The 14,422-nt window shown below is 47.5% G+C and carries 15 protein-coding genes and 1 pseudogene; 1 reads left to right on the plus strand and 15 read right to left on the minus strand.

Annotated features, from left to right (window positions below):
- Positions 1–3 precede the first annotated feature (3 nt).
- The 9 genes from DWX62_RS20710 to DWX62_RS20755 form a co-directional block, all read right to left on the minus strand.
- Positions 4–564: a LemA family protein gene (locus DWX62_RS20710; protein ID WP_009316594.1), complete on the minus strand. Its 561-nt coding sequence runs from the start codon at positions 562–564 to the stop codon at positions 4–6.
- A gap of 14 nt (positions 565–578) precedes the next feature.
- Positions 579–1,286, minus strand: a complete 708-nt coding sequence (locus DWX62_RS20715) for a hypothetical protein (RefSeq protein ID WP_018665638.1) — start codon at positions 1,284–1,286, stop codon at positions 579–581.
- Positions 1,287–1,332: 46 nt separating this feature from the next.
- Positions 1,333–2,361: a DUF1266 domain-containing protein gene (locus tag DWX62_RS20720; protein ID WP_009316596.1), complete on the minus strand. Its 1,029-nt coding sequence runs from the start codon at positions 2,359–2,361 to the stop codon at positions 1,333–1,335.
- A 41-nt stretch (positions 2,362–2,402) separates the two neighbouring features.
- A complete protein-coding gene (locus DWX62_RS20725; RefSeq protein ID WP_009316597.1) occupies positions 2,403–3,374 on the minus strand; it encodes an ankyrin repeat domain-containing protein in 972 nt (323 codons plus the stop codon).
- A gap of 10 nt (positions 3,375–3,384) precedes the next feature.
- A complete protein-coding gene (locus tag DWX62_RS20730; protein ID WP_009316598.1) occupies positions 3,385–4,944 on the minus strand; it encodes an ankyrin repeat domain-containing protein in 1,560 nt (519 codons plus the stop codon).
- Entirely contained in the window at positions 4,941–5,420 is a 480-nt protein-coding gene (locus tag DWX62_RS20735) for a hypothetical protein (RefSeq protein ID WP_224241379.1), read from the minus strand. The genes DWX62_RS20730 and DWX62_RS20735 overlap by 4 nt, the downstream gene beginning before the upstream one ends.
- A gap of 996 nt (positions 5,421–6,416) precedes the next feature.
- Positions 6,417–7,436 carry a hypothetical protein gene (locus DWX62_RS20745; RefSeq protein WP_009316601.1) on the minus strand — a complete coding sequence of 340 codons (1,020 nt, stop codon included), beginning with the start codon at positions 7,434–7,436 and terminating at the stop codon, positions 6,417–6,419.
- A 15-nt stretch (positions 7,437–7,451) separates the two neighbouring features.
- The gene (locus tag DWX62_RS20750) at positions 7,452–9,041 is read right to left on the minus strand and encodes a phage terminase large subunit (RefSeq protein ID WP_004303996.1); all 1,590 of its coding nucleotides are present in this window, start codon (positions 9,039–9,041) and stop codon (positions 7,452–7,454) included.
- 5 nt (positions 9,042–9,046) lie between these two features.
- The gene (locus DWX62_RS20755) at positions 9,047–9,481 is read right to left on the minus strand and encodes a DUF5675 family protein (protein ID WP_009316602.1); all 435 of its coding nucleotides are present in this window, start codon (positions 9,479–9,481) and stop codon (positions 9,047–9,049) included.
- A gap of 136 nt (positions 9,482–9,617) precedes the next feature.
- Between DWX62_RS20755 and DWX62_RS20760 the strand changes: the two genes are divergently transcribed.
- Positions 9,618–9,899 carry an HU family DNA-binding protein gene (locus DWX62_RS20760; RefSeq protein ID WP_008142902.1) on the plus strand — a complete coding sequence of 94 codons (282 nt, stop codon included), beginning with the start codon at positions 9,618–9,620 and terminating at the stop codon, positions 9,897–9,899.
- Between the two features lie 23 nt (positions 9,900–9,922).
- Here DWX62_RS20760 and DWX62_RS20765 read toward each other — a convergent pair whose 3' ends face one another.
- The 6 genes and pseudogenes from DWX62_RS20765 to DWX62_RS20790 form a co-directional block, all read right to left on the minus strand.
- Positions 9,923–10,159 (minus strand): hypothetical protein, encoded by a 237-nt coding sequence (locus tag DWX62_RS20765; protein ID WP_009316603.1) that lies wholly within the window; start codon positions 10,157–10,159, stop codon positions 9,923–9,925.
- A gap of 296 nt (positions 10,160–10,455) precedes the next feature.
- A complete protein-coding gene (locus tag DWX62_RS20770) occupies positions 10,456–10,632 on the minus strand; it encodes a histone H1 (protein ID WP_009316604.1) in 177 nt (58 codons plus the stop codon).
- 178 nt (positions 10,633–10,810) lie between these two features.
- Positions 10,811–12,088, minus strand: coding sequence for a phage integrase SAM-like domain-containing protein (locus DWX62_RS20775; RefSeq protein WP_004293508.1), 1,278 nt, complete (start codon positions 12,086–12,088; stop codon positions 10,811–10,813).
- A gap of 223 nt (positions 12,089–12,311) precedes the next feature.
- Positions 12,312–12,524, minus strand: a pseudogene (locus DWX62_RS20780) (alpha-L-fucosidase); the annotation flags it as partial.
- Between the two features lie 102 nt (positions 12,525–12,626).
- Complete coding sequence (locus DWX62_RS20785) at positions 12,627–13,898, minus strand: adenylosuccinate synthase (RefSeq protein WP_005826216.1); 1,272 nt, start codon at positions 13,896–13,898, stop codon at positions 12,627–12,629.
- On the minus strand, positions 13,895–14,383 hold the full coding sequence (locus DWX62_RS20790; protein ID WP_005826214.1) for a Fur family transcriptional regulator: 489 nt from the start codon (positions 14,381–14,383) through the stop codon (positions 13,895–13,897). Before DWX62_RS20790 ends, DWX62_RS20785 begins: the two co-directional genes overlap by 4 nt.
- Positions 14,384–14,422: the final 39 nt, after the last annotated feature.

Genomic DNA, 14,422 nt, shown 5'->3' on the forward strand with positions numbered 1-14,422 from the left:
GCTTTACTTGAATAATTCTCCCACTTTCACTTCCTTGATCTCACTTTCCGGGAACTCTATCAACTCCTGCTGCTCATGCTTGCGCCAGGATGCGATTATCGACGACGGAAACATTTCAATGTAATTGTTATAATCGGTAGCAGCGGCATTGTAGGTGCGCCGGATTGCCTGCAGCTCATTCTCCATGTCCTCGATCTGGACCTGAAGATGAAGGAACTGCTGGTTCGCCTTCAGCTCCGGGTAGTCTTCCACCGCCACATTCAGTCTTGACAGAAGCGAGGACATTTCCGTACCGCTTTTTATCTGCTCGGACTCTGTAGCGTTCGAAGCCCTTGACCGCAAATCGGCAATGCGGGTGAGAATCTCATTCTCGTGCCCCATGTATGCCTTTACGGATGCGACAAGATTGGGGATCAGGTTATTCCTCTGTTTGAGGACCACGCAGATACCGCTTCTGCATTGCTTGACCCGGTTCTTCTTTGCAATAAGGCTGTTGTTAGTGAATACTGCCCATAAAATAATTATGAGCAGTACCACGATAATACATATAACGGCTATAATCATATTTTCAGATGGATTTAGACATACAATTCAGCCGGTATGACTCTGATTGTCCCTTCCCAGTAGAAGTGGGGGACGATGCCGTCTGAAGGAAGATAGCCTTGGGGAAGTTCCTTGTAATAAAGGACAAGTTTCCTTACTTCCACATCGGCGCCTTCCACGATTTCACCACTCAGTTTCACGGTTGACCAGCAGTCCTCCTCCTTGGCAAGACTGACTACGCCCTCACATCCGGGAGCTACCGGCTGCCTGCCTTCACACATGTTGCGCAGCTTTTCCATCACTCTCTTCAGCCATTCCACATCGTTCATGTGTCCCTTGTCCAGTGCGTATATGCCAATACCATGGAAAGAGTCGTCCTTGTGCTTCACGCCTTTCCACGCCTCTGCCGGGGCACTGACAATCCCCGCGTAAACGATATATCCTTCCGTGAATTTTCTCAACCACTTGCTTTTGCCCAGCCATGGTGCCTTTCCTGCAAGTTTCTTGAAGAACTCGGTCTCAGAACTGCGTGGCGTCTGCATGTACGGTTTCATCTTGTCAAGCTGTGTCGGGTTCTTGTACAGTTCCCTGTCTCGCTTGGCTTCTTCGGCCTCCTTTGCACGCCGTGCGGCCAGTTTCTCCCTGTATTTACTTACGTCAAGACCTTGTGCTTCCATTTGGTCAAGATCATTCTCTGTCATGGTTTTCTCCCATTCTGTTGCTGCATTTTTGAAAAGTGCCATAATCGTAAAACTTTTAAGATATTGTTGATCCTATTTTTTTCGGATTCTACCATTCGATTGCCTTCCAAGGGGAATCTTCTTTATTGAGAAGCGCTCCCACGACTTCATCCGCAGTCTCGTAGTCATCTGTTTCGCCTCTCCATATTCCGCGTCCCACGGCAAAGCTGTTGCCGTATTCTTCCCACGAATTGAAGGATTCCTTGGCTATGCCGGCAGTGGTTCTGATGGCTTCCCACATTTCGTCTTCATTGATGTAGCCGCAGATGAAAGCCCAACGGGCCATGTTCACGGCACGTACAAGGTCCCATGCCAGCACGGTTTCGGGCAGGTCCGCTTCCGTCGTTTCATTTACTCCCATTACAAATTCAGCTATCGTGAACGCATCGCCGATCTTGCTGTCCTCGTCCGCCTTTTCTTCCTCGGTGATGGCCTCGATTCCACGCTGGCGGATTTCAGTCAAGGCCGGATCCGCACCGGCATGTTGGCCTTCGTTCAGCAGCCATGAGATGGTCTCCAGGGCACTCTTCCTGTCAGTAACTTCCCACCATTCCTCAAGCATTTCCTTAAGGGTGTCCGTGCCTGCTGTACTTTCAAGGGAGTCCACGTTGTCATCGTTGTATAGGAACAGAGGTGCCCCATAAGCCAGAAGTCTGTTCTGTTCAGGTGTCAGGCTGTTGTCGCCCTTGCGGGTGATTTCCCAACCTGCATATACGTCAAAACCGTCCGAGAAATCCGGTAAACCTTCCGGCATGAATCCGGCATTCATTGCCTGCTGCATCATGTTCCCTGCGAACTCGATGTTTTTGCTGTAGGTCTCCATTATCGCCTCGGGATCCTGGGCGGATTCTGCCATCATCTTTGCCTGGTATGCCTGTGCCTCCGCAACTCCCGGGAACATCTCGGCCGAGTCCTGCATCAGCTTTTCATGCATCTTCATCAGGTCGGTGCCTTCAAATCCGGGTACGTTGCCATACAAGGCTTGCGCCTGTTCCAGTGCTGCTTTCATGGCCTGAGCCTGTGCTTCTCTTGCGATTTCCTCGGGTGTCTGAGGTGTCTTCTTGGTTTCTTCTGCCATATCTTTCTAATATTAAATTTGTTAATGAATATCTTACCTGTTTATTCCGCTCCGTTTTCAAGAAGTTTTTCCACGATTTCGTTGAAGCCGCGCTCTCCTGCATAGTACAGGGCGGTGTGCTGGAGGTTGTCTGAGATGCTAACATTCGCGTGAAATTCAAGCAGGACGGACACAAAATCGTTGTGGCCCTCCTTGGCTGCAAGAATAAGCGGGGTTTCCCCGTTGTCATTCTGTGCGTCAACCGCAGCTTTGGCCTTCAGCAGAGCCTCGCCTATAAAGCGGTTACCTGAAATGGCCGCGTAATGTATCGGGGCATTGCCGCTCAGCATAGCTTTGCCGGGATCGGCTCCGGTCCCGAGAAGAAGGTTGACCATGACAAGATTCCCCTGCATACAGGCGAGTATCAGCGGAGTCTCTCCGCCGTCATTCGTCGAGTCAAGCATGGACTTGTCTGACAGGAGCAGCGTGCGGACAATTTCACCCTGTCCGTTATACACGGCCTGATGAAGCGGGGTGTTGCCACGTGCATCCCGGTCATTCCCGCACGAGAGTCGGGCGACCACTTCCCGCAGCCCGTGGGCTGTGGCATAGTCGATGGCCTTGTGGCCGGAGGCATCGGCGACCTCCGTATCGGCTCCCTGATCCATCAGGAAAAGGGCGGCATCTGTACGCTTGTTGTCAAGCAGGCATATTAGCGGGGTTCGTCCTTCATTGTCCGTCACGTTGATGTCGGCCCCCTTCTGGAGCAGCTTCCCGAGGATTTCCTTGTTGCCGCTCCGTGCCGCCGCGTGGAGCGGGCTTTCGGAACGGTTGTTGATACATGACGCGTCGGCATCGTTGTCAAGAAGCAGAGCCACTATGTCCCTGTAACCTTTCTGACAGGCATAATAAAGAGCAGTGTTTCCTTCCTGATCCCTTTTGTTGATGTCAATTCCTCCCTTTTTCAGGAATATCTGGACAATGCTTTTCTGCCCGTTTCGGCAAGCATTGAGAAATGTCTGGTTGTTGTCCATATATCTTTGTTTAAGAATATTTCAATAATAGTCTTACGAGATTGTCATTGTTGTAGTCTGCCGCCACGTCCATGGCCGTTTTGCCTTCATTGTTTACGGCATTTACGTCAGGCAGCTTGAAGTCCAGCAGGAGTTCAATCGCTTTCTGTGCCATGCTGTCACGACAACATGCCGCCACATAATGCAGGAGGGTGTTTCCCCGGTTGTCCGTCTTGTTCACGTCAGCTCCGGCTTCGAGAAGCTTTTCGAGGATTTCCGTGGGGTCGTCAGAACCGGCTGACCAGCCGTAAGGCACATATTTTTCGTTCGCCTTATGACCACCGAAGAGAATCATCATGGGAGTTTGGCCGGAAAGATTGGCGGCGTTGGGGTCGGCCTTTCCCTTGAGCAGCCAACCGAATGCCGTTTTACCCAACCTGTAGCCGGTATGGCGGCAGGAAAGGGCAAGTGCCGTGTTGCCTTCCGTATCAACAGGAAGCTCGGGATTCCAGCCTTTTTCCTTCATCAGGTCAAGCAGCCCCTTGTAAACCTCGGTATCCTTGCAGAAATAGTCCTTACTCACCCATACCGAAAAAGCCGTCTCTTCATTCGGGAAACGGTAATTCGGATTCGCTCCGCCGTTCAGAATCATGGCCGGAGCATCCTGTATGCTGTCAAACCAACTGAACGCACAAGCGAGGGGCGACTTGCTTTCAAAGTCATACATATCCTTGTGCTCACACACCGTCTGCAGGTCTGCACCCGAACGCAGAATGGCATCCAGTGCCTCCATATCCTTCATGTACATAGCCTGGAATATGTCCATGTTGCCGTGCAAGGCCGAAAGTTCGTCAACATCGGGGTCGCTTCCGGAAAGGAAGGCCGCGATCTTCATCGCCTTGTTCTCTATGGCGGCATCCCAGGCTGTCTTTCCACTGTTTGACTTGTCTTCCGGATCGGCCTTGTCTTCTTCAACAAGCCTTCTGGCAAGTCGGTAGGCGGTTTCGCCATCATCCTCCAGCCTTGCAATCCTGCTCCTGATTTCCTCTATCTTGTTTTCGGGGTAACGGTATTGTACGGATTCGTCCAGTTCCTTTTTCGCGAACCGGATATCCCTTCTGATGTCGCCTGAAGCGGCACAAAAACCGAAAAGCACGTTCTCGCCGTTAAGGTCGGTTGAGTTGACGCGTGCTCCGGAATCTATGATCGCTTCCGCCATCTTGAAATGACGGTTCCTTATGCACTCGATAAGGGCCGTCGTATTCTTGGCCGAACGCGGTATATTCGCTCCTTGTTCTATGAGCATGACGGCTATTTCTTTCAGTTTGTCTTCATCTGCACAGCCGGCACTGGTTCTGCCGAGGATATGAATCGGGGTGGAACCGTTTGCATCCTTCGTGTTGGGTTCGGCATCACGTTCAAGAAGTATCTTGACCCCCTCCGTGTCTCCATACTGGCAGGCAAGATGCAACGGAGAACGGTCTTCGTACTGTTCGTCGCTGTCATCGACGGGCACTTCCCGGAGCGCCTGATGAATTGCATCCTTCGGCTGACTTGTCGAATAAAGTCTGTATATGTCACTGTATTTCATGGTTGTATGTTTTTTATCAGTTCTTCAATGTGTTGATATTTATTGCCCAAACGGGCGTGGATAGTCCGCACCTCCGTGTGCAGGTGCAGTCTGGCCGACACTTTCGCTTTCAGCCTCAACAGTTGTACGGCGGCGAGGTTATCGGGAGCATCCTCCGGCATGGGACAACCGGCAGGGCTTTTTTCGTATTCCCAGCGGAGGACGGCTTCCGGCAGGTTTTCCGGCAGACGTTCCGTTAACGGTGGCAGCAGCCTCTCCGCTTCCAACAGCAGGGAACGGCAGTCATTATACAGAGAAAGGTAGTAGTAGCATAACGCCTTGTTGTAAAGTGTCGGCAGGTCAGACTTTCCTGCCTGCGTGAAACAGGAGAAGGCAAAGGCATATTCGCCACTTACCATATAGGTAATACCTGCGGAAAAAAGTTCTTTTTTCTGGGATTCAGGCATGGTTTGTTTATTTCCATATATTCCAATCATAGATACTTAAACACTAAAAGAGATTTCAGACTGTTATGGGTGGAAACAAAAAACCGACGATATTCGGGCGCAGAGAACGCTCCCCAGTACCGTCGGACCATAAAAATATCCTGCCTTTTTTGAGACAATATGGCAGAGGATGAGTATTTATAGGAACTTTTGTCGTAAGACAAGGATAACCCCGGATAATTGATTCCGGTAATCCATTGTAAATTAAATGTTTTATTATATATTGACGCGCGATAATTGTGTGTGTGTGTGTGTGTTTACACGAATTTTCCACACTGCCAAATTATTAATACACTTTTTAAGGGAATATGTAAGGTAACTAATGCACACAAGAAAAACGTCCGCTTTATGCGAAGCTTCGCTCAAACAAATATCATTTGTTAAAATCGAGCGACATTTTACAATGTATCCATTGTCATACATATCAGTTTATTAGAGTGAATACTTCTTCAAATACAAAATTAGAAAAATGTTTTGTTCTGCAATGAAATAACCGACACTTTTTTCAGGGAAAAATAAAAATGGCTTTATTATAATTGCCTTGTACCATAGAAAACGGGCAGAGAGCATGCAGTTGCTCATCTGCCCGTCCTGTAGGGAGAACCGTTTCATGCCGCTATCGGATTCACTTTCAATGTAGTCTGAAAGATGAACGCCTCTACTTTCATGTTGATTATGAAACATTGTTGGTGTGCGTGATAAGACTTCATGCCTTATTCAAACCTAAATCCAACGGGCACAAAAACAAGTAAATAATTATTCAATGTCTTGAGATTATTAAATACCGCAAAGGCAGTAAGGAATATAGCAGATTGGATTATTCTAAAAGGCCAAATTTATATCTTCTTTTGGCGGCATATTACAAGGAACTTGCCACCCGTTCAGGGGGGCTCTTGTGGAAACGGAACTAACAAACAAGCAGTAATTTCGTTTCTTGTTCATGGTAAAGACTACGACAACAAATCCGGTAGCGGTATTTACTGTTATTTAGGTCAGCCACGGGTTTCGATACGGGTCATAATCTGTTTGGAAAGTAGCCAGTTGCCAATCGGTAACCGGCTTTTTCGTGTCATCGACTTTACGGGGGATTTGTGGATTAAGTCGCAATTTGGCGGCATCATTAAGCCATTTCATGCTGTCCTCGTAATCGCGCATACGGACAACACTGACATTATTCGGGGCAATGAGTTTCGTGAGCTCGTAGATAGCCAATCGAACCATATGCTTCTTGAGGTTGTAGTTTCGTGGATCGTGTAATGATAGGTTTAGACCGACTTGCGGCGTGTCCGCGTTCACATCCGTTTCCGGGTAAAATACCCGTCCGTCATAAACTACATATTCGTGTTCCGACAATTCGTAGGCATTGTATGATGAATCGTAATCGGCTATGGCTCCCCAACAGTCGGACACCATAGGGTCAAGATTGCAATCGAAACAGTCAAGCGTCATCAAAGTATAGAACGCCCCTTCATATTCAACGACTGACCACAGAGGATACTCGACAGGCTGCCATAACGTGACTTCCGTCTCGATCCAACCGCCGACCATCGGGATACGGATATCATCGAACTTGTACCCGTTTTCGGCAAGGCAAATATAGACAACACCGTTGTAGTTTACTTTATCACCCGGATAATAGGTGTTGAACTGGGAGTAATTTACAACTTGTCCCGCATCGACGTGGATATCGGAACACTCTTCCCAATAGATTGCCGTTGCCGGCTTGCGATAGCCGCTGACGGAGCGTATCACCTCATGGATTTGTCCCTCGAAATAGACATGCACACCCACGGGATAGGTAATTCGATGGTCGTATTCGGCGATATATTTTCCTTTTGCAAGTTCCTTTTCAATCTCGTAGTTCTCTGACAAATATTCCACAATGCTCATCTCCGCCGATTCTTCCGCCTGGATGAATCGTGCATCATTGCCCCGCGTGAGTTGTGCTAGTGCTTCCGGAGTAATTATCCCAAGATAGTCGTCATTATTGAGAAACCGTCTGTACATATCCTTGTTCCGTTATTAGTATGAAAATCCTTCCTGAATTACCGATGTGGAGACCACATACCCGTTCCCGTCGCCTCCGCTCTTGAACTTGTACCAGCTGTCGCGCAGGTAGTAACAGAGCAGGTAGTCAAGGCAGTCGGACAAGTGTCCATACCGTTCATATTTGACACCGGTTTTCGGGTCGGTGGTCTTCTGTTTGCTCTTGGTACCGTCCTCGTTACGAAGCTGGTAAATCAGATCCTGGGTAAGTTTGCGACATTTGATATCGATTTGTATCTCCCAGCCTTCATAGCCCCCGAATACCTCGTTGACGAACTCGCACCGTGTAGCCTGCGGAGGCTGCTTGCGTAACAGCTTTACCTTCGGTCGCAGGATTCCTCTGCCGAAAGTGTCCGTGATGATGGTATAGTTGTTGATGCCGTCCTCGTTGGTGGTGGAGCGTTGTAACCCGGAAGGGTCACCGGTCACATCCACTCCGCCAATATGCTTGTCCCGGTAAAGTTTTAAGCGTACTTTCCGTGCCAACGCAGGTGTGTTGTTCTCCTTTTCCTCCGGCTTGCCGAGTATCTCTTCCAGTATATAGACCTTCCTGTTTTCATAGTCTATTTGTGCGGAGAGCACCGACATTTGGGGGGCAACATTGAAGTCCCACACCGTGATGAGCGGCTTGGTCGGATCGTATGCTTTTTCTTTCAGTCCGGTAACGAGATGCCGGGAGCCGTCGAAACTGTTATAAATCGCCATATCGTTGGCTTCCACGAAATCCCAGTTGCCATAGAGCAGGCGTTCCTTTGTCGCCTGGTCCCGGATCTTGTTCAGGGCCGCCTCGTACACCTGACGGAAAGCGATATTCGGGTTGTCAAACACGGAAAAAGGTATATACGCTTCACCCTCGCGGCAGATGACCTTGTCTCCGTTTTCGTCCTGCACGAAGCGGGAACGCACCCAGTTAATCGTCGGATTGGTGGTGAGCAGCATTCTCGGGGTCTTGAATGTCTCATGGGTTCTCCAGCGGAGACGGGAGAACAGTACTTCGACGGCCCGTTCCGAGATTTCCGACACCTCATCCACCATGGCGATGGTATATTCCGAAGAGCCGAAACGCTCGAAGTTGGGGTCGCTGGGGATATCCGCCATCTCCTTCATGATGATGACCGAGTCATTCCAGAATGTGAGCGTGCCTTCGAGGTTGTTTATCTTGTAGTTTGTATCCTCTTTCAGTCCCCAGTCCTTCAGAATCGACTTGATGGTGTTCCATGTCGATTCCTTTAACGACTTGAGTGTCTTACGGGCCACCACCGCACGGATATTCTCGAACCGAATACATGAAGACACCAGCCAAACGCTGCCGATATACGATTTTCCGCCGCCGGCCGCTCCGCCTCCCAGTATCAGCTGCGGCAGGTTCTGCGACTTGCAATGCCTGCATTGAGGCCTGTACTGAGGGTTGCCTTGCTGGTCATAACCGATAAGGATTTGCTCGATCTCCCCGCCACAATGGGGACAATAGTTCGGTTGCAACAGTTTCCAGAGTTCATACTGCCGTGGGGACGGTTTGAACTCGATGCGCAGGTTTCTGGGTGGTTTGAGCCTGTTGACCGCCATTCGATTTATATAATCTGAATGGTTATGTCCCTTTCGGACTCGAGCATGGCATACAGTTTTTGGAATGTAGTACGGGATTCCAAAACTTTTCCCTTGACCGTATTCTTTCCCACGATGATACAACCGGCGGAATCTCCCTCGGTGTTGCCTGAATGGATCAGGATGCCGAGGAAATGAGGTACATCGTGCAGATATGGCATTTTTTTCTTGTACTTGGGGCTGTACTGAAGGGTAACTTTATAAGTCCCGGCAGGAATGGCGGTCTTGGAATAGACCTTTTCCTTGCAGGTACAGGAACGGCCGCGAGGAGTATCCGGACAGGTTGCCGGAAGTTCCCTCACGGCATCTTCGATGGTATTACAGAAAAATTTGCCGTCGATGGACAGGTCGCCTATGGTATAGGTCTGACCTTTGAATTTGCGGTTGAGTGTCAGCTTCATACTTCGATACTATTTGTATCGAAAGAGTAGAGACGGACGCCGGCTAATGTTTATTATATGTGTTTGTAAAAGGAGGATATTTCAGGAAATGATGTATCTTTGTGAACGGATTGACAGTATTTAATCAAGAGTTAATATGACAAAAGCGGATATCGTCAGGGAAATAGCAACGCAGACCGGTCTGGAGAAGCAGGTCGTGTTACAAGTTGTCGAAGGATTCATGGATAGCGTAAAGTCTTCCATGATAAACGGCGAGGAGGTTTATCTTCGCGGCTTCGGTTCTTTTATCATCAAACACCGTGCGGAAAAGACAGCACGCAACATAAGCAGGAATACCACGATAATAGTGCCTGCCCACAATATCCCGGCATTCAAACCGTCAAAAGCCTTTGCAGGAAGGATGAAATCAGACAAATAAGGTGATTATATGCAACAGGAGCGTTATTCAGATGCTCCTGTTACTTTATACAGGGCAACGAGGTTGGTATTGTCCGATTGGAACAGGAAACGGCCGTTGCTTAAAAGGCATTCGTGGATGGTGTTGTCATTAGGATCCGACTCCAATAAAGCCCCCGCCTTGTTTTCATCGATAAGCAGCATTTCTATGCCTTGTACGGTGGCGGCAGTTGCATCAGCAGGAATTTTCAAAAGTTCATCCATCAGATTCATGTCGTTCATAATATCTCCGTATTTGGCTTGAGTCCCGTCAAGCATTCAATGTACCAAGACCAAAAAGCGTGGGACATAACCCGTAGCACCGAGGTTCTGGTAAACCTATCCGCAAACAAGTTAAGCCCACGCAAAAGCATAGGCGAAAACTGTTTGTCCTGCGGATAAGTGAAATTTACCAGATTTCGGTGCATGACAAAAGCTAACGCTTTCCGTATTTTATTATGTCGTTCTGCCAATATGGTTTTTATGCCGCATCTGCAGAAGAACCGGCCATTATGTGATAACGACCGGACGTGTAAAGGTTATTTTTTAGACTCTTCCAAGGAAAGCTTACGAAACTCTTTCATCAGTTTTTCCAGTTCCAACGAGGTCTTACGGGCACGGGTCCCTGCGGCCTTGTTGCCTTTTTCAATCTGAAGTGCCGCATCCGTGGAGAATGTAGCATATACTTCCTGTATTTTTGAAACCAATTCTTTCATATAAATTCTATTTAAGTTATTGACCACAAAGGTAATGAAAATAATCGAGAATAAGAGCGATTTTGTCAATATTGCAAATATCACATTGGTAATCAATGACTTTTAACAGCCATTACACCGTATGATTTATCCATCAGAGAAATTGTCAAGGTGTTTACAACTTTATGGATATGTCTGGTCAGAACATTTCTTCCATCTGCCGCTTGATTTCTTCCCGCTTTGTATTCTTGTAGTAATGCTTATAGATGGTCAATGGGCTGTTACCAGCCATCTCTGCAACCACATACGGATTATTACCGGCATCTACCATCTTCGATATGAAAGAGCCACGGGCGGAATACCATGTGATGTTTTCTTTAATGCGCAGCATCTTGCATGCTTTCGTCAAGGTTTGTGAAAGGCGTGTGGAAATTTGCTTGACACGTGTAGTCTTCTTGGAAGTGGTCGTGTGTTTATGAGTAAAAACAGGAAATACATAATTTCCATAACTTTGCCCACGGTATTTATTCATGATGGCTTTTGCTTTACTGAGTAATTCCGGTTTGGCTGTTTTGGGAAACTTGATACGTTCATAGACGATGCGGTCTTCCTGGACCAAATCCCATGTCAGGTTACATACATCGACATTCGCCATACCTCCGGTATAGTAGCTGAACAGGAACAAATCAAGATGCAACTGCTCTTTTTTCGTAAACAAGGTACGGTCAACATTTGCGATTTTAGCTATGACTGTTTCCGGAACTGCTCTTGAAGTGGTTTCCGGCCAATTAATATCATCACCGAGACAGAGGAAGTTATCCATATTCACCCCGTACATCTCTTTCTTTTCTGCCTGCCTGCATACGGCACGGAGCAACCTTAGTTTGTGTGTAAGTCCGGCCTTGTTGCCATTTCTGATACCTCTTTCTTTAAGCCAAAACGCAAAGTCAAGAAGAAACTCTTCTGTAATATCCGTAAAGAAATAAGAGGAAAAGGCTTTTTCATATTTTTCCTTTGTAAACGCCTGCAGTTCACGCTTGAGATAGACATACCGTTTAGCATTGGTCGTGCTGTCGACAATCTGACCGTTCTTGATGCGTTTCTTGTTTTTGAATGTCTCTTCAAGATAATCGATCATCTGCTGGACACTCTTTACTTTGACCTCGGGTTTGGCCGCCTTGATTTCATCGAAGCAATGTGATAGCTGGACGGGCGACCAGTTCCTGCCTTCCATCTCCCAGGTATCGGCGACATGCAGATATTTGGTTCGCAAATCGAAAAGCAGTTTGTTCTTGGTAGTGGCCTCCGCACTCCCTACACGGAAACTCTGAGACTTGACATCCCAGTCTTTTAATAGCCCTGTGATGTTTATAACCTTCGGCACACGGGCGTAACCGGTCTTGAAGAAAATTATCTCCAGCTTGACCATCTTGGTGTCTTTCGGGTTCTGCTTACCCCTGATGTTAATCGTGTACATAGACTGATAACGAGTTAGTTAATGACTTATTATTAATTCGCATTAGTAGGAATCAATTGGTATTAATTAACCTACATAGAAACCTACATGAAAAGAGTAGTTTCCTTAGCGAAATAATGTTTATACGGATAAATCCGTACTTGTGTCATTTACTAACTCGTTATCAATCAACTATTTTTCCTAATCACAAAAGTTGTGTCCGAAAAAAGGGTGTGCCTTAGCAGGCATACTCCTTATAATTAAGGTTCTTGTTCGTCATGGTCCATTCTCCGGTAGCCAGCATACTGTATATCCCCCAATGCAGGAAGATACCGAAGCGATTGTCCCGAAACTCCTGACGGGATTTCAGGTTCTCCTCCGTCGGCTGGTAAGTCTGCGACTGTGCGGAGCACACAAGAAGAAACAACAGTAAAAAAGACAAAAGACGTGTTTTCATGGCAATAAATAAAAAAGGCACGGATTATCCGGACACCCACGGTTCTTCAGATGAAGCCGCGAAATCCGTGTAATCCGTGTCTAAGGTTATCTGTTTGTTTTATTATTCCTCTGTATACCGTTCGATGGTCTGCTCACGGTCCGGTCCCAGAGAAACAATCTTGATGGGCACACCAAGCTGTTCTTCCAGGAATGACAAATATGCATTGAATTCTTCCGGGAACTCATCTTCACTCTGCATCTTGGTCATATCCGTCTGCCAACCGGGTAGCTCTACATAAACCGGTTCAACAGTCTCATTGATATCGAACGGGAAGTAATCAATCTCTTCCTCATCCATCTTGTAAGCTACACAAGCCTTAATGGTTTCAAAAGAATCGAGCACATCGCTCTTCATCATAATCAGTTTGGTAACCCCGTCTACCATAATGGCATATTTCAATGCCACCAGGTCAATCCAGCCACAACGGCGCTTACGTCCTGTCACAGAACCGAACTCATGACCCAGCGTGCAAATCTGGTCACCGGTCTTGTCGAATAATTCCGTCGGGAACGGACCGGCACCTACGCGCGTACAATAGGCTTTGAAAATCCCATATACCTCACCAATCTTGTTGGGAGCAATACCCAGACCGGTACAAGCACCTGCACAAACCGTATTGGAAGACGTTACAAACGGATAAGAACCGAAATCAATGTCCAACATTGTCCCCTGCGCACCTTCGCACAATACAGACTTGCCGGCAGCCAGCAGATTGTTCATCTCGTGTTCGCTATCCACCAACTGGAATTGTTTCAAGTATTCGATACCTTCGAACCATGCCTTCTCCATTTCGGTAATGTCATACTCATAGTTCAAGCCTTTCAAGATTTGCTCATGACGGGCCTTGGCCGCTGCATACTTCTTGTCAAAGTCATGCAGAATGTCGCCTACACGCACACCGTTACGGCTGATTTTATCCGTGTAAGTCGGTCCGATGCCTTTTCCGGTCGTTCCTACCTTTGCATCGCCTTTGGCTGCTTCGTATGCAGCATCCAGTATGCGGTGAGTCGGCAGAATGAGGTGTGCTTTCTTGGAAATGTGCAAGCGTTCCTTCAAGTTATGGCCGGACGCTTCCAATGATTCGGCTTCCGCTTTGAAGAGAGCCGGGTCAAGCACCACTCCGTTACCGATGATATTCACCTTGTCTCCCTGGAATATTCCAGACGGAATGGAACGGAGCACATACTTCTGCCCTTCAAACTCGAGTGTATGTCCGGCATTCGGTCCGCCCTGGAAACGAGCTACGACATCGTATCTCGGAGTTAACACATCAACGACTTTGCCTTTGCCTTCGTCGCCCCATTGTAATCCTAATAATACGTCTACTTTCATTTTTCTTTTTTATGGTTATTATTCTTTTTCTTCCGTTTATTGGCCCGGTCACACTTGCTGCACAACCCATACATATATAAGGAATAGTGCGTAAGATTAAAACGGCTCAGTTTGGTATTCTCAATGGCATGTTGCAACTCCTCGTTCTGAAACTCGGTCACCTTTCCGCACTGGGTGCATATCTGGTGATGGTGCGTATCGCGATTATAACATTTTTCGTATTGGGAAGAGTTGCCGAACTGATGCTTGATGACCAGACGAGCATTTATAAGCAAAATGATGGTATTGTAAAGCGTTGCACGGCTGACGCGGAAGTTCTCCTGGTCGGCCATCAGTGAATAGAGCGTGTCGATATCAAAATGACCGTCTATGGAGTAAATGGTGTCAAGTATAGCATAACGTTCGGGAGTCTTCCGATGCCCGTTCGCATTCAGATATTCAGTGAATATCTGCCTAACTGTATCTTTCACATTCTGACTTTCCATTTGACGGCGCAGTTTTACAGCCAACAAAGTTAATCCTTT

This window comes from Bacteroides sp. AF20-13LB (assembly GCF_003603065.1).
In the GTDB taxonomy this organism is placed as follows: domain Bacteria; phylum Bacteroidota; class Bacteroidia; order Bacteroidales; family Bacteroidaceae; genus Bacteroides; species Bacteroides uniformis.

What these genes read in the sequence shown, in the direction of transcription:
- DWX62_RS20710 (WP_009316594.1), bottom strand. Translation starts at nt 564, where the DNA reads ATGATTATAGCCGTTATATGTATTATCGTGGTACTGCTCATAATTATT.
- DWX62_RS20715 (WP_018665638.1), bottom strand. Translation starts at nt 1,286, where the DNA reads ATGGCACTTTTCAAAAATGCAGCAACAGAATGGGAGAAAACCATGACA.
- DWX62_RS20720 (WP_009316596.1), bottom strand. Translation starts at nt 2,361, where the DNA reads ATGGCAGAAGAAACCAAGAAGACACCTCAGACACCCGAGGAAATCGCA.
- DWX62_RS20725 (WP_009316597.1), bottom strand. Translation starts at nt 3,374, where the DNA reads ATGGACAACAACCAGACATTTCTCAATGCTTGCCGAAACGGGCAGAAA.
- DWX62_RS20730 (WP_009316598.1), bottom strand. Translation starts at nt 4,944, where the DNA reads ATGAAATACAGTGACATATACAGACTTTATTCGACAAGTCAGCCGAAG.
- DWX62_RS20735 (WP_224241379.1), bottom strand. Translation starts at nt 5,420, where the DNA reads ATGATTGGAATATATGGAAATAAACAAACCATGCCTGAATCCCAGAAA.
- DWX62_RS20745 (WP_009316601.1), bottom strand. Translation starts at nt 7,436, where the DNA reads ATGTACAGACGGTTTCTCAATAATGACGACTATCTTGGGATAATTACT.
- DWX62_RS20750 (WP_004303996.1), bottom strand. Translation starts at nt 9,041, where the DNA reads ATGGCGGTCAACAGGCTCAAACCACCCAGAAACCTGCGCATCGAGTTC.
- DWX62_RS20755 (WP_009316602.1), bottom strand. Translation starts at nt 9,481, where the DNA reads ATGAAGCTGACACTCAACCGCAAATTCAAAGGTCAGACCTATACCATA.
- DWX62_RS20760 (WP_008142902.1), top strand. Translation starts at nt 9,618, where the DNA reads ATGACAAAAGCGGATATCGTCAGGGAAATAGCAACGCAGACCGGTCTG.
- DWX62_RS20765 (WP_009316603.1), bottom strand. Translation starts at nt 10,159, where the DNA reads ATGAACGACATGAATCTGATGGATGAACTTTTGAAAATTCCTGCTGAT.
- DWX62_RS20770 (WP_009316604.1), bottom strand. Translation starts at nt 10,632, where the DNA reads ATGAAAGAATTGGTTTCAAAAATACAGGAAGTATATGCTACATTCTCC.
- DWX62_RS20775 (WP_004293508.1), bottom strand. Translation starts at nt 12,088, where the DNA reads ATGTACACGATTAACATCAGGGGTAAGCAGAACCCGAAAGACACCAAG.
- DWX62_RS20785 (WP_005826216.1), bottom strand. Translation starts at nt 13,898, where the DNA reads ATGAAAGTAGACGTATTATTAGGATTACAATGGGGCGACGAAGGCAAA.
- DWX62_RS20790 (WP_005826214.1), bottom strand. Translation starts at nt 14,383, where the DNA reads ATGGAAAGTCAGAATGTGAAAGATACAGTTAGGCAGATATTCACTGAA.